Annotated in this window: 15 protein-coding genes and 1 pseudogene; 10 read left to right on the forward strand and 6 right to left on the reverse strand. The window is 74.9% G+C overall.

Features of this window, described 5'->3' with window-relative positions; translation table 11 throughout:
- Window positions 1–146 precede the first annotated feature (146 nt).
- Window positions 147–695 (reverse strand): hypothetical protein, encoded by a 549-nt coding sequence (locus tag ACZ5WK_RS22960; protein ID WP_465549515.1) that lies wholly within the window; start codon window positions 693–695, stop codon window positions 147–149.
- Between the two features lie 360 nt (window positions 696–1055).
- On the opposite strand from ACZ5WK_RS22960, the gene ACZ5WK_RS22965 reads away from it, so the two are divergent.
- From ACZ5WK_RS22965 to ACZ5WK_RS22985, 5 genes are all read left to right on the forward strand, one after another.
- Window positions 1056–3065, forward strand: a complete 2010-nt coding sequence (locus tag ACZ5WK_RS22965) for an NHL repeat-containing protein (RefSeq protein WP_465549517.1) — start codon at window positions 1056–1058, stop codon at window positions 3063–3065.
- A gap of 210 nt (window positions 3066–3275) precedes the next feature.
- Window positions 3276–4934: a YVTN family beta-propeller repeat protein gene (locus ACZ5WK_RS22970; RefSeq protein ID WP_465549519.1), complete on the forward strand. Its 1659-nt coding sequence runs from the start codon at window positions 3276–3278 to the stop codon at window positions 4932–4934.
- Window positions 4935–5024: 90 nt separating this feature from the next.
- Window positions 5025–5780 carry a helix-turn-helix transcriptional regulator gene (locus ACZ5WK_RS22975; protein WP_465549521.1) on the forward strand — a complete coding sequence of 252 codons (756 nt, stop codon included), beginning with the start codon at window positions 5025–5027 and terminating at the stop codon, window positions 5778–5780.
- Window positions 5777–6910, forward strand: a complete 1134-nt coding sequence (locus ACZ5WK_RS22980; protein WP_465549523.1) for an aminotransferase class I/II-fold pyridoxal phosphate-dependent enzyme — start codon at window positions 5777–5779, stop codon at window positions 6908–6910. Before ACZ5WK_RS22975 ends, ACZ5WK_RS22980 begins: the two co-directional genes overlap by 4 nt.
- Window positions 6911–7026: 116 nt before the next feature.
- Window positions 7027–7704, forward strand: a complete 678-nt coding sequence (locus ACZ5WK_RS22985; protein WP_465549525.1) for a hypothetical protein — start codon at window positions 7027–7029, stop codon at window positions 7702–7704.
- A 46-nt stretch (window positions 7705–7750) separates the two neighbouring features.
- Here the strand turns inward: ACZ5WK_RS22985 and ACZ5WK_RS22990 are convergent, their stop codons facing one another.
- The 4 genes from ACZ5WK_RS22990 to ACZ5WK_RS23005 all read right to left on the reverse strand — a co-directional run bounded on the left by ACZ5WK_RS22990 (window position 7751) and on the right by ACZ5WK_RS23005 (window position 12094).
- A complete protein-coding gene (locus tag ACZ5WK_RS22990; protein ID WP_465549527.1) occupies window positions 7751–8869 on the reverse strand; it encodes a GNAT family N-acetyltransferase in 1119 nt (372 codons plus the stop codon).
- Between the two features lie 21 nt (window positions 8870–8890).
- The gene (locus ACZ5WK_RS22995; protein ID WP_465549529.1) at window positions 8891–10030 is read right to left on the reverse strand and encodes a polysaccharide deacetylase family protein; all 1140 of its coding nucleotides are present in this window, start codon (window positions 10028–10030) and stop codon (window positions 8891–8893) included.
- Window positions 10031–10464: 434 nt separating this feature from the next.
- Window positions 10465–10875, reverse strand: coding sequence for a hypothetical protein (locus tag ACZ5WK_RS23000; RefSeq protein WP_465549531.1), 411 nt, complete (start codon window positions 10873–10875; stop codon window positions 10465–10467).
- Window positions 10876–11128: 253 nt separating this feature from the next.
- Window positions 11129–12094, reverse strand: a complete 966-nt coding sequence (locus tag ACZ5WK_RS23005; protein ID WP_465549533.1) for an SDR family NAD(P)-dependent oxidoreductase — start codon at window positions 12092–12094, stop codon at window positions 11129–11131.
- Window positions 12095–12358: 264 nt separating this feature from the next.
- On the opposite strand from ACZ5WK_RS23005, the gene ACZ5WK_RS23010 reads away from it, so the two are divergent.
- The 3 genes and pseudogenes from ACZ5WK_RS23010 (at window position 12359) to ACZ5WK_RS23020 (ending at window position 16062) form a co-directional block, all read left to right on the forward strand.
- Window positions 12359–13195, forward strand: coding sequence for a serine/threonine protein kinase (locus tag ACZ5WK_RS23010; protein WP_465549535.1), 837 nt, complete (start codon window positions 12359–12361; stop codon window positions 13193–13195).
- Between the two features lie 70 nt (window positions 13196–13265).
- Entirely contained in the window at window positions 13266–14828 is a 1563-nt protein-coding gene (locus ACZ5WK_RS23015; RefSeq protein ID WP_465549537.1) for a serine/threonine-protein kinase, read from the forward strand.
- A 134-nt stretch (window positions 14829–14962) separates the two neighbouring features.
- Window positions 14963–16062 (forward strand): annotated as a pseudogene (locus tag ACZ5WK_RS23020) (calcium:cation antiporter).
- Window positions 16063–16220: 158 nt separating this feature from the next.
- Here ACZ5WK_RS23020 and ACZ5WK_RS23025 read toward each other — a convergent pair.
- Window positions 16221–17351, reverse strand: a complete 1131-nt coding sequence (locus ACZ5WK_RS23025; protein WP_465549539.1) for an LPXTG cell wall anchor domain-containing protein — start codon at window positions 17349–17351, stop codon at window positions 16221–16223.
- Window positions 17352–17823: 472 nt separating this feature from the next.
- On the opposite strand from ACZ5WK_RS23025, the gene ACZ5WK_RS23030 reads away from it, so the two are divergent.
- A complete protein-coding gene (locus ACZ5WK_RS23030) occupies window positions 17824–18837 on the forward strand; it encodes an ABC transporter substrate-binding protein (RefSeq protein WP_465549541.1) in 1014 nt (337 codons plus the stop codon).
- A 170-nt stretch (window positions 18838–19007) separates the two neighbouring features.
- Window positions 19008–20330: a geranylgeranyl reductase family protein gene (locus ACZ5WK_RS23035; RefSeq protein WP_465549543.1), complete on the forward strand. Its 1323-nt coding sequence runs from the start codon at window positions 19008–19010 to the stop codon at window positions 20328–20330.
- Window positions 20331–20339 lie beyond the last annotated feature (9 nt).

A 20339-nucleotide genomic window follows, 5' to 3' on the forward strand; every position in this document is an offset into this window, starting at 1 on the left:
GCTCGGGGCCGCCACCCGGGGCGCCCGGCCCGCCTCGGAGGTCAGGCCCGGGGCCCGGTGGGTCTGACTGCCGCGGCCCGGCCCGGCCCGCCTCGGCGACCCGACCCGGCCTGGTCCGCCCGCTCCCGCCCGGCCGGGTCCGCAGGCTAACTGCCGTAGCCGTCATCGGGCAGGCTGCGGTCGGGCTCCGGGCACTCGCCGTGGGAGAGGCCCCACAGGTTGACCTTGTCCAGGATCCAGTCCTCCAGCAGCGGGGAGTCGTAGCTCTCCCGGCTGACGAAGGTGAAGCTCACCCGCACGTCGTCGTCCGGCCCGGTCTGCAGACTCCGCTGGTCGGTGAGGTTCTCGTACTCCACGGTCTCCCATCGGCAGCCGGCCCGGACGAGCGCGGCGGTCAGCTCCGACTCGGTGACGCGTGAGTCGACGGTGCGGAGGCCACCCGGGCGGCGGCCGGGGAGCTCCAGCTCCTCGTGCCAGGCCGGAATGATCATGGAGTCCAGTCGGCGGCACCGGCAGACGACCAACTGCACGCTGCCGTAACGGAACCAGCGCGGCCAGCGGCTCTGCTCGTAGACGCGCCCACCGGTCACGGGCGCACCGTGGGCGGCGGCCAGTCCGGGAAGGGTGGCACCGTAGGACAGGGCTCCCAGCTTCCCCGTCGTCGCCAGTACGGCCAGTTCCTCCGTGAAGTCCATGCGGTGGATCATCGCACCGCGGGCATGGCCTGCGGCCTCCGGGGCCCGATGCGGGTGGACCATCGGACCCTGGGCTCACGGCGGGTCAGCCCCCGTGCGGGGGAGGGGCGGAGCCCACGGGCGGCCGCCGGGCGGCGGGGGCGGACGCCGGGAGGGCAGGGAGGGCAGGGAGGCCGGAGCGGTACGAGGCCGGGAGGCGGTACGCCCTCACCCGATGGGTGCGACTCGGACGATCCGCCCCGCCGCCGTACGCCGGCCGGGCGGGGCCGCATGCCACCTTGGCGCTACTGCCCGGCCGGGGGTCGTCGGCCCGCCGGCAGCCGAAACCTCCTCCGCCACCGTCCCCATCGGAGCCATCCCATGCGCCGACGCAGGAGCCTGCTCCCGCTCGCAGCCACTCTCCTGGCACTCACGGTCAGTACGACCCAGACCGCCTCGGCCGCCGACACGCCGGGTGCCGGCCCGGACGTCCAACGGGGCGTCGTCCGCAGCGGGGACACCCCGATCGGGGCGGCAGACGTGACGCTGTACCGGGCGGGCGACCGTCCGGGTGCGCCGGCGGAGGTCCTCGCCAGGGGCCGGACCGACGCCGAGGGCCGCTTCCGCCTCGGATACCACCGGCCCGCCGACCCCCGGGCGGTGCTGTACCTGTTCGCCGAACGCAGCCGCGGCGGCCCGGTCGGCCTGGCCGCCGTGGTCGGCTCCGCGCGCGAGCACGCCGCCGTGCGGGCGATCAACGGGGCCCGGGTGGACGAGTTGGTGGTCAACGAGCGGACGACGGTGGCGGCGGCCTACGCCCTGGCCCGGTTCGCCGGCCCGGAGGGCATCTCCGGTGGCTACCCGGGGCTGCAGAACGCCGCCGCGATCTCGCACAACCTCGCCGACGTCGAGGACGGGGGCGTCGCCCGGATGCTCGCCACCGCGCCCAACGGCCCGGAGACCTCCACGCTGCCCGCCTTCAACACGCTGGCCGACATCCTGGCCGGCTGCGTGGACGGGCCGACCTGCGCGGAGCTGTTCCGGCTGGCCCGGCAGCCCGGGCAGGCGGAGCCCGCCAACACCTTCGAGGCCGCCGTCGCGATCGCCCACGGGCCCGGCGAGCACGTCGGTGAGCTGTTCGCCCTGGCCGCCGTGCGACCGCTCTACCGGCCGGCGCTGCCTGCCGCCCCCGACGCCTGGACGCTGGCGCTGCGGTACACCGGCAACGGCCACGAGCTGGACGGTCCGGGCAACATCGCCTTCGACGCGGACGGCAACGCCTGGGTCACCAACAACTACCAGTACGCCGCGGACCCCCGGACCTCCGTGTGCGGCGGCCGGAGCCTGCTGCGGCTCACCCCGACCGGCCAGGACGTGGCGGGTGCGCCCTACCGGGGCGGCGGCCTCTACGGCGCCGGTTACGGCATCACGTTCGACCCGAAGGGGGACGTCTGGGTCGGCAACTTCGGCTTCCAGGGCTCCGGTTGCCCGCTCGACCCGGGCCCGCTGTACCGCAGCGTCTCGCAGTTCGGCCCGGACGGCGCGGCCAAGTCCCCCGCGGAGGGCTGGCGTTCCGGCGGCATCGTCCAGCCGCAGGGCACGGTCTCGGACCGGGAGGGCAACATCTGGATCGCCGACTGCGGCGGCCGGAGCGTCACCGTCCTGCCGCACGGCGACCCGCAGGCCGCGCGCCGGATCGCGCCGCCGGACGGCGTCCTGGTCAAGCCCTTCGACGTCGCCGTCGACGGGCACGGACAGGTGTCGGTGACGGGCAACGGCAGTGACAGCGTCCTTCAGCTGTCACCGGAGGGCGAGCCGGTCCGCACCGTCACCGGCGGCGGCATCGACCACCCGCTGGGCGTCGCCACCGACAGCCGGGGCAACGCCTGGGTGGCCAACAGCGGTGTCGTTCCGCTCCCGTGCGAGGACGGCACGGCCGCCGGCCTGGCCGACACCGTCCGCGACGTGGTGCAGCGGGTGCCGGGCGCCTCGGTGACCATGGTCGGCCCGGAGGGGAACACCCCGGACCAGCCCTTCGTGAACGACGGGCTCTTCCTGCCGTGGGGCATCGCGGTGGACGGCGACGACACCGTCTGGGTCGCCAACTTCGGCGGCCACCGGGTCGCCCGGCTCTGCGGCACCCGGCTCTCCGCCTGCCCGCCCGGCCACCGGACGGGGCAGCCGATCTCGCCGCCCGGCACCGGCTACACCTTCGACGGCCTGTCCCGGAACACCGCCGTGCAGATCGACCCTTCGGGAAACGTCTGGCTCACCAACAACTGGCAGACCGTCCCGCAGCAGACCAACCCGGGCGGCCGTGAACTGGTCGTGTTCGTCGGCCTCGCCGCCCCGGTCTGCGCCCCGCTGATCGGCCCGCCGCAGCAGCCCTGACGCCGGGAGGCCCCGTCGGGCGGGTGACGTGGCCACCCGGCGGCGTTCTCCTGGGGCTCACTGTCAGGGCGTGACCGGTTCTGAACAGTTGGAGACAATCCCGGTCAACTCCTGACGTTCCGTCAAGCCATCTCCTACGCTTCGTCCGGCCCCGGCAGGCGCCGGTGCCCCGCGTGACCCGATGGTCCGACGAGTCTGGAGAAGACCCCCGTGAGAATACGTCGTTCCCCGCGCCGCTCCTGGACGGCCGTGGTCGCCACCGGTGCGGCCACGGCCGCGCTGTTGTCGCAGCCCGCCACCGCCGAGGCGGTCGCGCAGGCCGCGCCGCCGCCCGCCGTGACCGGCACCGTCGCGGTGGCGGCCTACCCGGCGGGAGTCGCGCTCGCGCCGGACGGGAGCCGGGCGTACGTGACCAGCCAGAGCACCGGCGCCGTCAGCGTGCTCGACACCGCGACCAACGCCGTCACCGGCACCTTCACGGCCGGCACCGGCTCGTACGCCGCCGCCTGGACGCCGGACGGGCGGCACGCCTACCTGACCCACCACCTCGACGGCACGGTCAGCGTGCTGGACACGACGGGCAACACCGTCACGGCCACCGTCCCGGTCGGCGCCGGGGCCTTCGGCGTCGCGGTCGCGCCCGACGGCGCGCACGCGTACGTCAGCAACACGGGCGACGCCACCGTGAGCGTGGTCGACACCGCGACCAACACCGTCACCGCCACCGTCCCGGTGGGCGCCGAACCGCACGGCGTGGCCGTCGCCCCGGACGGCGCGCACGTCTACGTCGCCGCCTCGGGCGCCCAGGCGGTGGACGTCATCGACACCGCGAGCAACACGGTGAGCGCGAGCGTCCCGGTAGGCCACGGCGTCTTCGGCCTGGCGCTCAGCGCCGACGGCTCCCGCCTCTGGACGGCCAACGGGGGCGACAACACCGTCAGTGTGGTGGACACGGCGGGCAGGACCGTGGCCGGCACCGTGACGGCGGGCACCAACCCGTTCGCCGTCGCGTTGTCGCCGGACGGCCGGTACGCGTACGCGTCCAACTACGCCGACGACACGCTGAGCGTGATCACCACCGCCGACCGGGCGGTCACCGCGACGGTGCCGGTCGGCGCGAGTCCGTTCACCCTGGCGCTCAGCCCCGACGGCCGGCGCGGCTACCTGGCCGACTTCACCGGCGACGCCGTGACCCTTCTCGGGTTCCCGCTGCCGGTGCCGGTGGTGACCCGGGTCAGCCCCGCGTCCGGGCCGCAGGCCGGCGGGACGGTCGTCACCATCGCGGGGACGGACCTGGCCGGCGCGACGGCGGTCAGCTTCGGCGCCGCCGGGAACGCCACCACCTTCTCGTGCACCGCGACCGCCTGCACCGCCACCGCGCCCGCCGCCTCCGCCGCCGGCGTCGTGGACGTCCGGGTCACCACCCCGGGCGGCACCAGCGCCGTGACCCCCGCCGACCGCTTCGGCTACACAGCGCCCACCGCCGACCTCGCCGTCGCGCTCGGCGCCAACCCGGTGGGCGGGCTGTTCTCCGGCCGGGTCGACTACACGCTGACCCTCACCAACCAGGGCCCGGCCGCGGTGGACTCGGCCACCGTCACCGCCGATCTGCCCGCCGGCTTCACCGCCTCGTCCACCGACTGCACCATCGCGGCCTCCAAGCTGACCTGCGCCGTCGCCGGCCCGCTCGCCGCCAGGGCGAGCACCACCCGGCATCTGACGCTCCAGGTCGGCCTGCTCAACCTCGGCCGCAACTTCACCGTGACGGCCGTTCGCACCGCGAGCACGCCCGCCGACCCGGTGCCGGCCAACGACCGGGCCTCCCGCACCTGCTCCGCCACTCTGGCGCTGCTGATCAGCTGCCGCTGAGCCCCCCGGGCCCCCGTCCCGACGCCCGGGGCGGGGGCCTCGTGCCGGCGCCACTGGACGAACAGTCCAGGCTGGACGTACAGTCCAAATATGACCGCAGAGACTCCCGACCCGCGTGTCCAGGCCTGGGCGCCCGTCTGCCAGGCCGTGGCGCTGCTGCTCGGCCCCTACGCCGAAGTGGTGCTGCACGACGTCGCCCGGGACGAGGTGCTCGCCCTCTGGAACCCGATGAGCAGCCGCGCCCCCGGCGACCCGTCCCTGCTCGGCGAGCTGGACGAACTGGACCCCTCCGCGCCCGACGTCTACGGGCCCTACGAGAAGCTGCTCCCCGACGGGCGGCGGCTCTCCTCGGTCAGCGCCGTGCTGCGCGACACCGACGGTCGGCCCTCGGCGGTTCTCTGCGTCAACCTCGACCGCGGACCGCTGGAGCACGCCGCCACCCTGCTGGCCGGCTTCGCCGCCCCGACCGTGCCCCGCCCCGCGCCGCTCTTCGAACGCGACTGGACCGAGAAGATGAACGACGCCATCGGCGGCTACGTCCGTGCCCACGGGCGCCCGCCGGAACGCCTCGGCCGTGAGGACCGGCTCGCCGTGCTGCGCGAACTCGACCGGGCCGGGGTGCTCGCGGTGCGCCGCGCCGTTCCCGCCGTCGCCACCGCCCTCAAGGTGTCGCGTTCCACCGTCTACAGCCTTCTCGCCGACCTCAGGGCCGAACCCGGGGCCGCACCAGGGGTCGCACCTGCACCCGGGGACGAGCCCGTGACAGAGACCGCGAGAGACACCGCGACCGCGACAGAGAACACGACAGCGACAGCGACCGACGCACCGCAGAGGAACGACCGATGACCAGGCTCCCCGACTTCCGGCTGGAAACCTACTTCTCCCGCTGGGAGTTCACCGCCCGCCACCACCTCACCGCCTCCGACGCGCAGACCATGGCGATGTCCGAACTGCTCGCCCTGGCAGGCCCCGAGGACCGGCACGCCTGGGAGACCCTCACCCTCGGCTACACCGAGACCTTCGGCGACCCGGCGTTGCGACAGGCCGTCGCGGGCATGTACGAGCACGTCGACGCCGACGACGTGATCTGCTTCGGCGGCGCGCAGGAGGCGCTCAACCTCGCCATGCAGGTGTTGCTGGGCCCCGCCGACCACGCCGTCGTGGTGACCCCCAACTACCAGTCCGCGGAGACCATTCCGCTCTCCCTCTGCGAGGTCACCGGCGTCGCCCTGGACGCCGGCCGGGACTGGGCGCTCGACCTGGACGAGCTGACCGCCGCGCTGCGGCCCAACACCCGGGTCGTCTCCGTCAACTTCCCCAACAACCCGACCGGCAAGGTCATCGACACCGCCGACTTCACCCGGCTCGCCCGGATCTGTGACGAGCGCGGCATCCACCTCTTCAGCGACGAGGTCTACCGCGGCCTGGAGCGCGACCCGGCCCGCACCCTGCCGCAGGCCGCCGACCTCTCCGAGCGGGCGCTCTCACTCAACGTCACCTCCAAGTCGCTCGGCCTTCCGGGCCTGCGGATCGGCTGGATCGCCTGCCGTGACCGGGAGTTGCGCAACCGCCTGGAGCGCGCCAAGCACTACACCACGATCTGCAACTCCGCGCCCAGCGAGATCCTGGCCCGGATCGCGATCAACAACCGTGAGCCGATCCTGGCCCGCAACCGCGCGGTCATCGCCGCCAACCTGCCGCTCTTCGACGCGTTCTTCGCCGCCTTCGGCGACCTCTTCGAGTGGCGGGCCCCGGACGGCGGCTGCGTCGCCTACCCCCGCTACCTCGGGCCGGACGGGGTGGAGGAGTTCTGCACCGCACTGGTCGAGGAGGCCGGCGTCCTGCTGCTGCCGGCGAGCATCTACCGCTCCGACCTCACCCCCACCCCCGCCGACCGCTTCCGGATCGGTCTCGGCCGCCGGGACCCGGAGCCCGCGCTGGACGCCTTCGCCGGCTGGCTGAAGGGCCGGCGGTGACCGTCCCCGCCGGAGGAGGGCGGCCGGACGGGGTGAACCGGTGGGTGCCGCCGGCCCGTTGAGGAAGGTGCGGGGCCGGGTGGCTCCGTGCAGCGGAGGACCTCGGGAGGCCGGCTGTGCTGAGGATGGACGGGCCGTGGCGGATCACGGTCATCGGCAAGGACGCCGCCTTCGATCAGCGGGCGGTGATCCGGGCCTCGTACGGGACCAGCATCCTGTCCGGTCGGGTGGGCGAGTTCCTGGACGTCCGGGAGGACGAGTGGGAGCTGGAGCTGGAGCACAGCTGGGACGGGCGCTGGTGGCCCAACGTCCGCGTGCGGCCCGGCCCGGTGCAGAGCCTCGGCCCGGGCGCCCGCACCCGCGAGATCCGCAGCAAGGACGCCGACTGGACCGGCGGCCACCCCGACCATCCGAACTTCGTGCTGCGCCTGGACTCGCTGGAGACCATCGCCCCCCGGGCGGGGGAGTCCGCGGGTGCTGCGCCCGAGGCGACGGGACGCGCGGCGGTGACGGGGATCGTCCCGGGCGTGCTGCTGTCACCGGCAGTCCGCGTCGGCGCCCCGATGGCGGCCGCCATCCAGGCAACCCGTGCCACCGGTGCCATCCAGGCCGCCCGTGCCACCCGGCCGGCCACCGCCGGGGCGGGCGTGCCGGCCGCGACGCAGACGGTCCGCACCAGCTCCGGCCCCGCGCCCGTGACCAGGCGGCCGGCCGAGGAGGCGGAGCGGGCCGCAGCGGCGGGGCAGGCCGGGACCGCACCGGCCTCGCAGGCGGCGCGCACCAGCCGGCCGTAGCCGGATCTGCCGCATCGGGAGGGCTGAGCACCGGCCCCGCGGGTGCTCAGCCCTGACGAGCCGCCTTCGCCCGGTACTTGAGGCCGAGCAGCGCGCCCGAGAGCCCGTGCGGCACCAGCCAGGAGACGTCCTCGCGGTCCTCCGCATGGAACCGGTACTTGTACGGCTCGGTGCCGCGCAGGAAGTCGAAAGTGGCCAGGCCCTGGCCGGCGGCGGCCCGGATCGCCTCGGCGATCACCGCGGTGCCCAGCCGCAGCGGAGCCCAGCGCTGGTCCCAGCCGATCTGGTAGTAGGCGAAGGTGTCCCGCCACCGGAAGCCGTAGAGCACGCCGACCACCTCCCCGGCCCGTTCGGCGACCAGGAAGGCCGGGCCCTCGCCGCGCCCGGTGGCGGCGGCGCGTTCGAGCAGCCGCAGGTGCAGCGGTGCGCGGGCCGGGTCGAAGGTGGTCGGCAGGCCGAGCGCGGCGCGCCGCTGCCGGTGCAGCCTGAGCACGGCGTGCAACAAGTCGACCCGCTCGGCGAGTTCGTCCTCCCCGACGGCCGGCGCCACCCAGCGGAAGGTGATCCCCTCGGCGGCCAGCTTCCGGCCGTAGCGGCGCAGGTCGGCGCGGAACTGCCGGGAGCCGAGCGCGTCGGGCCCCGCCGTGAGGTCGGCGCGCGGGCACGGGGTGCGGCCGGTCTCCACCGCGCCGGGCGGCAGCAGTCCGCCCTGCCCGGGGTCGAGATCGTTGAGCAGCAGCGTGGCGCGCCGCGCCCGCCGGCCGAGCCAGGCGGCGACCTCGGCGCGGCGCTCGGGTGCGGCGGTGAAACCGCAGTGGTCGGCGGCGCCGGGGCCGGAGCCGAGCACGGTCAGGCAGGGCACGGCGAGCGGCGCGCGCGGGTGGAGCCGGCGCCAGGTGCGCAGCAGCGGGACGACGGCCGAGACCCGGCCGTCGGGCTCGCGCCAGACCGTGATCTCGCCGGAGCCCTGCTTCGAGCCGAGCGTCTCCCACCAGGCCAGCGACCACTCGGGCGTGGTGAACCACGAACCGCCCGGGTCGGCGGCCGCCAACTCCCGCCAGCCGTCCAGGACGTCGGCCGGCAGTGCGGCGCTCCGGTACCGCACGGGCGCGGCCGCCCGCGTCACCGTGCCGGCCTCGGCCGCAGTAGCTTCGACAGGTGCCACCCAGAACCCCCTCGGCCCTCGTCAGGCTCCGCCGCGCAGTCGGTGCACGGCCGGATGGAGCCCGGAGAGAATTGTGTCGAACCTGTCCCGGCTGGTGGTGGAGTTCACCCGAAGACGGCTGATCCGCAGCGGCCGGCGCGGCAGCAGCCGGTCGTGCCGGTGGTCGAACAGGAAGCCGACCCGGTAGCCGAGCCGGCGAAGCACGGTGTCGGCGCGCCGGTCGAAGTTGCCGTTCGGGTAGGCGAAGGCGGTGGGCTCCTCGCCGTCGAGCCAGCCGGTCAGGGAGCTGTGGGCGCGGGTGATCTCGTCCCGGACGGTGTCGTCGTCGCAGTGGTCCAGGCAGGGGTGGCCGGCGGTGTGGTTGCCGATGGCGATGCCGGACCGGCGGAGCGTCAGCAGGTCCTGCGGGCCGAGCTGTTCCTGCCGGGGCGCACGGGCGCGGGCGCTCTCGCGCAGGTCGGCGAGGGCGGTGCGGCGGTCGGCGTCGGGCAGCGTCTTCAGCTGCCGCACCACCTCGCCGGGCGCGCAGCCGGCCAGTGCGCGGGCGGTGCCGCCGTGGGCGGCCAGGAAGACGGCCTCGGACCACCAGAACGGCTGGTCGCCGCCGATGAGTTCGGTGACCACGAAGGCGGCCGCCGGGATGCCGAGCCGGGTGAGGACGGGCAGGGCCTCGGTGAGCACGCTGCGGTCGCCGTCGTCGAAGGTGACCAGCACACTGCGGTGCGGCAGCGGCCGTCCGGAGCGGACGGCCTGCTCGACCCCGGCCGCCGAGACCGGGCGGGCGGTCCGGACGAGGCGCTCCATCTGGAGGGCGAAGGTCCGCGGGTCGTCCACGCCGTGGTAGGCGAGGACGGCGAGCCGGCGGGTGGCGGCGAGGCGGAACAGCGGCTGCGCGGGGGAGTTGCGCAGGACGGCGTCGACGGTGGTGCGCCGGCCGGCCAGGCGGCCGCGCGGTGGTGGTGCCGCGGCCGGTCGCGGGTCCGCGGTGTCCGGATCTGCGGGGGGCCGGGCGGTTCTCCCGGCGGCCGGGCCGCCGGCCGGGTAGGCAGCCGGGTAGGTGTCCGGGGCGGTGCCGGGACCAGCCGGGCCGGTGCCCGGGCCGGTCGTGCTGATGGTCGGGCCGCCGTCGGCCCCGGTCGAACGCGTGGTCCCCTCGGGCATCGACACGCTCCCCCTTCGTCCCCGTCGGTGCTGCCGTGGCGGGGGTGGAGCGCGGTGCGTGGTCAGACTCCGCCGTGCGGCGCGCGCCTGCCCGGTGGGCGGCCCGCCCCGCTCCACGAATTGCCAAGATAGTGCAAAGTCCCATGCTCCGAGGAGGGTTGCACGCTCCGGGTGGGTTTCGGCGGGAGGTTGGCGCATTGTCGGCGAGCCCTTGGCCAGAGTGCGGGCTGGGAACTTCCTGAGTGGCTGCCGGTGGAGCCGGGGAGGTTCGGGGGGAGCGGATCTCCCGTGCCCCCCGAACCGCTTTCGGTCTACGGATCCCCCACGGACCCCGCAGACCTCGAGCACCTCGAGCACCTCGCCGAGATCAGCACCTCGCCGAGAAGTGACCTCGCCGGGCCCGGAACCCCACTGGGCTCAGAACCCCGCCGGGATCAGAACGGGTTGGTACAGGTGGTGACCCGCTGCGCGGCCTCCAGGGCCGGGCCGCCGGTGGCGCAGATCATCCGCAGGTCCTTGGTGACCACGCGCGGCGTGACGGCCTTGGCGGACCCGTGGGTGACGGTGGTCGCGGAAGCCACGGTGACCCACGGGCTGCCCCAGGCCTGCTGGGTCCGGATCTCGACCCGGACCAGCGTCAGCTGCGCCGGGTCGGCGGCCGACACCTGCGCGACGCCGATGAAGCCGCCGCCGTCCCGCTCCTGCCAGGCGCACGGCTGGTTGACGACGGTGGCGCAGGCCACCTTGCCGGACTCGTCGGTGACCGTGGCTGCGGCGGCCGGCAGGGCCGTCGCCGCCGTGATCCCTGCCACCGTGACCATCAGAGCTGCGATCCGAGCGTGCATGATAGGAACCTCCTTGGAAATCAAGGGAATCTCACTGGGTGGGATGAGTCTTGCACAGATTGTGGACATGCCATATGTGCGCTGCATCACACTCCAGGTGACTGTTCAACTACATGCTGCAACCATGGCGACCATCCGCCCCGGTCGCCCCAGCCGCCCCGCGTCGCTCCTCCCGCGCGCCCCGCGTCGCTCCTCCCACGCGCCCCGCGTCCGCTCCTCCCGTGCGCCCGTGGCCGACCGCTCGGCCGGCCGTTCAGCCTGCCGGCGGCAGCACCATCCGCCGCCCGGCCGTCGCTCCGCCGTCCACCGGGACGGACGCGCCGCTCTGGTAGACGAAGTCGTCCGAGGCGAGCGCCAGGATCGCCCGGGCGATCTCGGCGGGCTCGGCCATCCGCTCCAGCCCCTCGACGTTCAGCGGGCCGAACGCCTGCTTGAACCGCGCCCAGTCGCCGTCCGGGATGCCCGGCGGCCGGACGAACGCGGTGTCGGTGGTGCCCGGGAGGATCGCGTTGATCCGGATGCCCCGAGGTCCGTAGGCCAGGGCCGCCGCCTTGACGATGCCCTGGATCGCCCGCTTGCTGGCCGCGTACGCGCCGCCGTTCGGCCGGGTCTGCTCGGCGGCCGAGGAGGCGGTGCAGACGATCACCCCGTGCCCGGCCTTCAGCATGTGCGGGATCTGGTACTTGACGGCGAGGAAGACGCCACGCGCGTTGGTGTTCATCACGTCGTCCCACTCGGCGACGGTCAGCTCGTGGAGCAGCTTGCCGCTGCCGACACCGGCGTTGTTGACCGCGATGTCGATCCCGCCGTACCGGGCCGCGACCTGCTCGGTGAAGCGTTCGACCTGGGCCGGATCGCGGACGTCCGCCGGGAAGTAGGAGGCCTCTCCGCCACTGCGGCGGATCTCCTGCTCGACCTGGCGGCCGAGTTCGGCCCGCCGTCCGCAGAACCCGACCTCGGCGCCCGCCGCCGCGAAGGCGCTCGCTGCGGCCCGGCCGATGCCCGAGGTGGCGCCGGTGATCAGGACCGTCCGGCCCTCGAACCGGCGCGGCGCTCGCTTCTCCTGCGGTGCGGCCTCGGCGCGCCCGGCGGCGCCCAGCGTGCCGGCCGCCGTGGCCGCAGCCGCCAGCCCGAGCGCGGAGGCGCTCAGGAGGGCCCGTCGCCCGGGGGCGGCCGTCGGTGAAGTCATGCCCTGGTCAGGGGAGTTGGTGGTGTCCATGGCCGTAACCCTGGCAGCCGGGTGCCGCCGCGTCTCTCGGCCGACCGGCCCGACCTTCCGGCCTGGAGGAGGAGCGGCCTCCGCCTCAAGGAGGAGGCCGGACTCGTCCGACCGGCCGCCAACTCCTCGTCCGGACCGTCGGATTGACCGTCCCGGGCGGCAGTCCGGTGCCGCTCCGCCACGGGTGTTCACTCGTACGGGTGGCGGACCGGCGTGAGGCCGTTCGGACGGCTACGATCGACGCGAACCACGGAGGTGGCCTGCATGGACACGGTCATCGTGCAACTGCCCGAACCCCGCCCCGAAGCCCGCCGCGGACCCTCCTGGGGGCCCGCGCCCGGCGGACCGCCCACCCGGTCCGGTGGCTCCACCCGGCCCGCGAGCTCCACCCGGCCCGCGCTGCTGCACCTGGGCCCGGGTGAGGTGGCCGAGTTCGGGCGCGGCGAGCCCGGCCGCCCCGTCGCCATCCCCCTCGCCGACCAGGGCGTCTCGCGCCGCGCGGGCGAGATCACCGCCGCCGAGGACTACTGGCGGCTCTCCAACTTCAGCTCCTCCGCCACCTACGTGGTGGAGAACCTGGAGGGCGCGGGGGAGCACGTCAAGGTGGCGCCCGGCCGGCTCGGCGCGCCGGTGCCGTTCGAGTTCTCCCGGGTACTGCTGCCCGCCCTCGGCGAACCGGCCGCCTTCAAGGTCTTCGCACCGCAGCACGCCTACCTGGACGGCGAGTCCGGCGCCGGCGAAGGCGAGCGCACGGTGAGCCCTTTCGCCCTCGACCCCACCTCCAAGTACTTCCTCGTCCTGCTGGCCCTCTGCGAACCCCGGCTGCGCTCGCCCTCCGCCGCCCTCGTCCCCGGCGCCACCGACGTGGTGACCAGGCTGCGCGCCCTGCCGTCCTGCCGCGGGCTCACCCGCTCCGCCGTCAACTACCACATCGACTACCTGGTGGCCACCAAGCTCCGGCTGCGCGAGACACCGGAGGAGGCTCCGGGCGGGGCCGCCCGCGGTGGCGGCAAGCGGGAGGAACTCGTGGCCCTGGCCCTGAGGTTCGACCTCGTCCGGGAGGAGCACCTGGCGCTGCTCCCGCCCCGGCGCGGCGGCTGAACCCGCCGTGCGACCGCCCGCGCAGCCCGCCGCACCACGGCCGGACCGGCCCGAGGAGCCGCCGCCCGCGGTGCCGCCCGGCTACCCCGTGGCCGGCTACCGCACCGGCGAACCGATCGGCGCCGGCGCCTGGGGCAGCGTCTACGCCGCCCACGGGGAGGGCGAACTCCCGGACGCCGCCGTCAAGTTCCTCAGCCCCGCCCGGCTCAGCCCCGGCCAGCGCCGCACCATGGCGCAGGTCGCCCGCAGCGAGATGCGGTTCAGCCGCCTCGCCGACCACCCGCACCTGATCCGCACCCTCGCCGTCGTGACCGTCGACGACCCCGCCCACCCCGGGCTCGACGGCGCGGTGGCCCTGGTGATGGAACGCGCCGCCCGCAGCCTCCAGGACGTCCTGGCCGCGGCCCGTCCGCACGAGCCCGTCCCCGGGGCCGAGCGGATCCTCGCGGAGGTCGGCGCCGGCCTCACCCACATGCACGGCGCGGGCTGGGTGCACGGCGACCTCAAGCCCGGCAACATCCTGCTGATGGCGGACGGCACCGCCAAACTCGCCGACTTCGGCCTCACCGCCGAACTGGAGGGCACCCACGCCTACGCCCCGCCGCTCGGCTCGCCCGACCACGTGCCGCCCGAGTGGTGGTCGGAGCGGACCGGCGCCCGCGGTGTCGCCCTGCGGCCCAGCGCCGACGTCTGGGCATTCGGCGTCCTCGCCCACCAGCTGCTCACCGGCGGGCTGCACCCCTTCCTCGGCGCCACCGCCCGAGCCCGCTCGCTGGCCGCGCTGGCGTACGCGCGCGGCGCGGCGCCGCTGCGGCTGGACGACGCGCTGCCCGCGCGCTGGCGGGCGGTGGTGACGGCCTGCCTCGCCGCGGACCGGGAGGCGCGGGGCCGGGTGGACCTCGCCTCCCTGCTCACGGCCGCAGCGGGCGGTCCCGGCGGGCCGTCGCACGCCGCCACCGGACCGGCCCGCCGGCGCAGGCTGCTCGCCGGGGCGGGCGGACTGGGCGGGACGGCGGTGGTGGCCGCCGCCCTGCTCGCCCTCACCGGCTCCCCGGAGCCCGCCACCACCACGGGGACCGCCCGCCCGGCGCCGGTCCCGGCCGTCTCGGCGGGCACGGCCGTCTCGGCGGGCACGGCGGCGGCCGGTTCGGTCCCGGCAGGCGCGATCCCGGCAGGCGCGATCCCGCCCGGTGCCGACGTGCCCGCCGCGCTGCGCGGCCCGATCGAGGACGCCGCCCGCCGCTGCCCCGAGCCGGAGATCACCCCGGCGCTGGTGGCCGCCATGCTCAAGGCGGAGAGCGGGTTCGACCCGAAGGCCGCCCACCCCGAGTCCGGCGAGTACGGCGTCGCCATGTGGACGCCCGCCGTCTTCAACGCCTGGGCGCAGGACGGCGACCACGACGGCGTGAAGGACTACATGGACCCGGCGGACGCGATCGCCTCGATGGGCAACTACGTCTGCTGGCTCGACCAGCAGTTCAAGCACCGCGGGCTGACGGGCAACCTGCCCGCCCTCGTCACCGCCGGCTACCGGACCAGCGACAAGACCGTCGCCGACACCGGCGGCGTACCCGAGCGGGTGAAGGCGCACGTCGCCAGGGTGCTCGGCTACCTCGCCGAGTACGGAGGCTGACCGGCGTGGCCGGCGCGCACCCGCCTGACCGGCGTGGCCGGCGCGCACCCGCCTGACCGGCCCGGTCACATCGGCCGAGGGGCCCCGGCGGCGTTGCCCGGCCGCCGGGCTGCCGGGATGCGATGCTCGGCCGCATGATCACGAAGCTCCGCGCGGCCGCCACCCAGTGGACCGCCGCCGTCCCGGTGGTGGCCTTCGTCGTTCTCGTCCTGACCTGGCACCGGGACCTGCCCGGCTGGGTGGTGGCCGTGGTGGCCTGCTTCCTGGCGGGCGCGGTGCTCGCCGCCGTGCACCACGCCGAGGTGATCGCCCACCGGGTGGGGGAGCCGTTCGGCTCACTGGTACTGGCGGTGGCGGTGACCGTCATCGAGGTGGCTCTGATCGTGACGCTGATGGCCGACGGCGGCGACAAGGCCGCCACGCTGGCCCGGGACACCGTGTTCGCCGCGGTGATGATCACCTGCAACGGCATCCTGGGCCTGTCCATCCTGGTCGCCGCGCTCAGGTACCGCGTGGCGGTGTTCAACGCCGAGGGCACGGGCGCGGCGCCGGCCTGCATCGGGACCCTCGCCACGCTCAGCCTGGTGCTGCCGACCTTCACCACCAGCTCACCGGGCCCGCAGTTCTCGTCCACCCAGCTGATCTTCGCGGCGACCGCCTCGATCGTGCTCTACGGGCTGTTCGTCGCCACCCTGACCTTCCGGCACCGGGACTACTTCCTGCCCGTCACGCCGGAGGGCAAGGTCCTCGACGAGGAGGACCACGCCGAGCCGCCAACCGTCCGGGCGGCCCTGACCAGCCTGGCGCTGCTCGGTGTCGCACTGGTCTCGGTGGTGGGCCTGGCGAAGGGCGTCTCGCCGACCATCGAGTCCGCCGTCTACTCGGCCGGGCTGCCGTCCTCGGTGGTCGGTGTGGTGATCGCGCTGATGGTGCTGCTGCCGGAGACGATTGCGGCGCTGCGCGCGGCCCTGCGCAACCGGGTGCAGACCAGCCTCAACCTGGCGCTCGGCTCGGCGCTGGCGAGCATCGGGCTGACCATTCCGGCGGTGGCCGTCGCCTCGGCCTGGCTCTCCGGCCCGCTGATCCTCGGGCTCGGTCCCTCGCACCTGGTGCTGCTCGCGCTGACCGTCGCGGTCGGCACGCTGACGGTCATCCCACGCCGGGCCACCCCGCTCCAGGCGCGGTGCATCTGGCGGTGCTGGCGGCGTACGTGGTGCTGGCGGTCAACCCCTGACCGGAGCGCCCGGAAGCGGCGGGCGGGCCGGCGACCCCGTCGGTCACCGGCCCGCCCCCGCGCTTGTCCGGGCTCCGCCCCCTCAGGCCCGGCTCAGGCCCGGCTCAGGCCCCCCTCAGGCCCGGTTCGGTGCCGGGGCCGTGCGGGTCGCTGCGGGTTCAGGACGACCGGCGGGTGCGGCGGGTGTAGACCACGGCGCCCGCACCGGCGAGCAGCAGCGCGGTACCGGCGCCGGCCACCAGGAGGCTGCCGTCGCTACCGGTGGAGGCGAGGCTCTTGCCGGCCGCGGCGGTGCCGGGGATCGGGGTCGGGACGCTGGCCTTCGCGGGCACGATGAGCGGCTTGTCCGGGTTGACCACGGTGCCTGCGGGCGGGGTCTGCACCGGGACGGTCGCGGTCGGGGCGGTCGACGGGCCGGCGGTGGGAGCCGGGGCCTCGGTGCCCGTCCCGGCGGTGGCCGAGGTGCTCGCGGAGGCCGACGGCGTCGCCGACGGGGTGACCGACGCGGTGGCCGACGGGGTGGCCGGGGTCGTCGTCGAGGGGCCGGCCGACGGGGTCGCCGACGGGGTGACCGACGCGGTGGCCGACGGGGTGGCCGGGGTCGTCGTCGAGGGGCCGGCCGACGGGGTCGTGGTGGCGGTCGCGCTCGCACTCGGCGAGGCCGAGGTGCTGGGCGTGGCGGACGGCGACGGCTTGCCGGTGGAGCTGGGGGAGGTGGTCGCGGAGGGCGTCTGCGACGGCGACGTGGTCGGCGTCGTGGTGGCGCTCGGCGAGGCGGAGGTGGTCTTGGTCGGGGTCGCGCTCGGCGAGGGCTTGCCGGTGGGAGCGGGGGTGCGGCCGCCGCAGTCGACCTTGAACACCTTGTGCTTGGGGTTGTTCAGCTCGGGCTCGGCCGGCAGCTTCCCGTCGACCAGCTCGACCGAGGCCCAGTACAGCTTGTAGTGGCCGTCCGGCAGGTTGATGTCCTCGGTGCGGACGTGGCCCTTGCCGTCCACCGGCAGGTCGCCGAACGCGACCGCGGTCTCGGTCTTGTCGTGCACGTCGGCGATCAGCCAGATGATGTCCTGGCCGGGGTCGAAGCCGAAGGAGTCCAGGTAGAAGGTGCAGACCTTGGGCTCGTTGCGATTGTCCTCCTGCCCCGTCGCGCTGTCGTGGATCTTGACGGTGCCGTTGTTGCCCTTGGGGGGCTTGCCTCCGGCGGCCGCGTGCGCGGTCGGCGCGAGCAGCAGCAGGGCGGCGGCGGTGGGGACGGCGACGAGGGATCTCGCCGTGGTGGAGCGGATGCGCATGCTGGTGTCCATCGTGGAGGGCGGGCAGGGGAGGGCCCGCACGGCAGGTGGGGGGAGCGCTCGGGCAGCCCGGGACCCGGCCGGTGACGGTGGGTGACGGCGCACGAGAGGCCCTAAGGTCCCGCAGTCGCCGCGGTGGCGCAAGGCAGATTTGGCCGGATTGCCATGCCGCCGGGGTGATTGTCCGACTTAGTCCCATGCAACGATCAGATCACCCGATTGTGAGAGAGACGTGCGCCGCTCCGCACGGCAGTGGGCCCTCGGTCGCCCCGCCTCCTCCGCCCGCGGCGAGGGGTGCGAGGATGGCCCCGACCGCCCTCGACGGCGGACCTCCGCCGACCGGCCGCCCCCACACCCCGGGGCGGCCCCATCCGGGCACACGGCGAGGTGGTCCGCCCTGCGTACCCCGGCAGCCCTCAGGCGCGGCGTCTCCCCGAACGCACTCCCTCACCTGCGAAGAAGACGCATCGCGATGCACCGAACCCTCATCACCCCCGCCTCCGGACCCGCCTCCAGACCTGTCTCCGGACCCGCCTCCGGACGCATCCCCCCGCACACCCCCGCACCCCCCTCCGGGCGCTCCTGCCGGCCGCTGCGCGCCGCCGCCGCGCTCGGCGCCGGAGGGCTGCTGCTCACCGGCTGCGGCAGCGGCGCCGCCCCGGCTCCCGGCAGCCAGGACGACCTGAAAGCCCGGCTCCCCAAAGCGGTCAGGGCCGCCGGGGTACTCAAGATCGGCTCCTATCTCAACTACCCGCCGGTGGACTTCAAGGACTCGTCGGGCGCGCCCGAGGGCCTCGACCCGGAGCTCGCCAAGGCGCTCGGCGCCACGATCGGGGTGAAGGTTGAGTTCACCGACATGCCGTTCGAGAAGCTGATTCCGGCCGTCCAGTCCAAGCAGATCGACCTGGCGATGTCGGCCGTCATCGACACCAAGCAGCGCCAGCTCGGCGCGGCCGACGACGGGCACCAGGCCGACGCGGGCGTCGACTTCGTCGACTACTTCGGCTCCGGCACGTCGATGGTGGTCAAGTCCGGCAACCCGCTGAACCTCTCCTCGCTGGAGAGCCTCTGCGGCCGGGTCGTGGCCGTCCAGCGCGGCACCGTCCAGGACGAGCTGGCCACCCGGCAGACGGCGGCCTGCCTGCGAACCGGAAAGCAGGTGCAGATCCACCGTTTCGACACCGACGAGCAGGCGCTCGCCGAGGTCGCCTCCGGCGCCGCGGCCGCCGATCTGAACGACTACCCGGTGGCCCAGTACAACACCACCCAGCCGGGCCGCGCCGGAACGTTTCAGCTGGCCAGTACCAACTTCCTGCAGGCCGGCCCGTACGGCATCACCGTCGCCAAGGACAACATCGCCCTGCGCGACATCATCGCCAAGGCGCTCGACGAGGTGATCCACAGCGGCGAGTACGACAAGATTCTCGCCAAGTGGAACCTGCACCGCGGCTCGGTCTCCAGCGCGGTCGTCAACGGAGGCCTCTGACCCCCTCCGGCGTTCCGTGCACCCCGCACGGGTGCCGACCCCCGCCCCGATGGCCGGTATCGACCGGTCATCGGGGCGGGGTCCGCGTGTCGGGGCGCGGCGCGGCGGCTGCTGTCCCTATCGTCGGTGACCGCGAGTCCGCAGCCGATCCGACCCGTGGGAGTTGCCTGATGCCCGGCCCAGAGCAGCAGTTGTCCACCGACGTCGAGCCCGCACGCGGGCCGGACCACGCCGATGTGATCGTGGTGGGTGCGGGACCAGCCGGTTCCACCGCCGCCTACCACCTCGCCCGCACCGGGCTCGACGTGCTGCTGCTGGAGAAGTCGGCCTTCCCCCGGGAGAAGGTCTGCGGCGACGGCCTGACGCCGCGTGTGGTCAAGCAGCTGGTCGATCTGGGCATCGACGTCTCCGAGGAGGCCGGCTGGCTGCACAACCGGGGGCTGCGCCTGGTCGCCGGAGAGCGCCGGCTGGAGCTGGACTGGCCGCAGCTTTCGGCCTTCCCGTCGTTCGGACTGGTCCGGCGGCGGGCCGACTTCGACGAACTGCTCGCCCGCCGGGCCGCCTCCGCCGGCGCCCGGCTGGTCGAACGGGCCAACGTGGCGGGCCCGTTGGTCGACGAGCGGACCGGCCGGATCACCGGGGTGACCGCCCGCCTCGGTGAGGAGCGGACGCCGGTCAGCTACCACGCGCCGCTCGTGGTCGCCGCCGACGGCAACTCCACCCGGCTGTCCCTCGCCATGAAGCGCTACCGCCGCACCGACCGGGCGATGGGCGTCGCCTACCGGACGTACTTCACCACCCCGCGCCACGAGGACCGCTACCTGGAGGCCTGGCTCGACCTGCGCGACCCGAAGGACCCGGCCCGGCGCCTGCTGCCCGGCTACGCCTGGGTCTTCGGCATGGGGGACGGCACCGCCAACGTCGGCCTCGGCGTCCTGGACACCGCCGCCGTGGCCCGCGAGGTGGACTGGCGGGACCTGCTCCGCCGCTGGTGCGCCGACCTTCCGCCCGAGTACGGCTTCACCCCCGAGGGCGTCACCGAGCCCGTCCGCGGCTCTGCCCTTCCGATGGGCCTCAACCGCCAACCCCACTACGCGGACGGCCTGTTGCTGATCGGCGACGCGGGCGGCACGGTCAGCCCGGCGACCGGCGAGGGCATCGCCTATGCGATGGAGTCCGGCCGGTACGCCGCCGAGACGATCGTCCAGGCCCTGGCCAGGCGCACCGACCGCGGCCGTGAACTCGCCCTGCGCGCCTACCCGCAGGCGCTGCGCGCCGCCTACGACGGTTACTTCGCGCTCGGCCGGCTGGCCGCCGACGTGCTGGGCCGCCCCCGGCTGCTCGGCGCGGCCGGAGCGCTCGGCCTCGGCCACCCGGCACTGCTCAAGGTGGCCTTCCGGCTGATGGTCAACCTGACCGAGCCGAACTCCCGTGACGCGCTGGACCGGCTGCTGCACGTCCTCGGCAAGCTGGCGCCCAGCAGCCGGTCCTGACGTGGCGCC

The organism is Kitasatospora sp. NPDC032757, assembly GCF_055579305.1.

Coding starts and splice junctions, on each gene's coding strand:
- ACZ5WK_RS22960 (WP_465549515.1), bottom strand. CDS start 695: ATGGACTTCACGGAGGAACTGGCCGTACTGGCGACGACGGGGAAGCTG.
- ACZ5WK_RS22965 (WP_465549517.1), top strand. CDS start 1,056: ATGCGCCGACGCAGGAGCCTGCTCCCGCTCGCAGCCACTCTCCTGGCA.
- ACZ5WK_RS22975 (WP_465549521.1), top strand. CDS start 5,025: ATGACCGCAGAGACTCCCGACCCGCGTGTCCAGGCCTGGGCGCCCGTC.
- ACZ5WK_RS22980 (WP_465549523.1), top strand. CDS start 5,777: ATGACCAGGCTCCCCGACTTCCGGCTGGAAACCTACTTCTCCCGCTGG.
- ACZ5WK_RS22995 (WP_465549529.1), bottom strand. CDS start 10,030: ATGCCCGAGGGGACCACGCGTTCGACCGGGGCCGACGGCGGCCCGACC.
- ACZ5WK_RS23000 (WP_465549531.1), bottom strand. CDS start 10,875: ATGCACGCTCGGATCGCAGCTCTGATGGTCACGGTGGCAGGGATCACG.
- ACZ5WK_RS23005 (WP_465549533.1), bottom strand. CDS start 12,094: ATGGACACCACCAACTCCCCTGACCAGGGCATGACTTCACCGACGGCC.
- ACZ5WK_RS23010 (WP_465549535.1), top strand. CDS start 12,359: ATGGACACGGTCATCGTGCAACTGCCCGAACCCCGCCCCGAAGCCCGC.
- ACZ5WK_RS23025 (WP_465549539.1), bottom strand. CDS start 17,351: ATGCGCATCCGCTCCACCACGGCGAGATCCCTCGTCGCCGTCCCCACC.
- ACZ5WK_RS23030 (WP_465549541.1), top strand. CDS start 17,824: ATGCACCGAACCCTCATCACCCCCGCCTCCGGACCCGCCTCCAGACCT.
- ACZ5WK_RS23035 (WP_465549543.1), top strand. CDS start 19,008: ATGCCCGGCCCAGAGCAGCAGTTGTCCACCGACGTCGAGCCCGCACGC.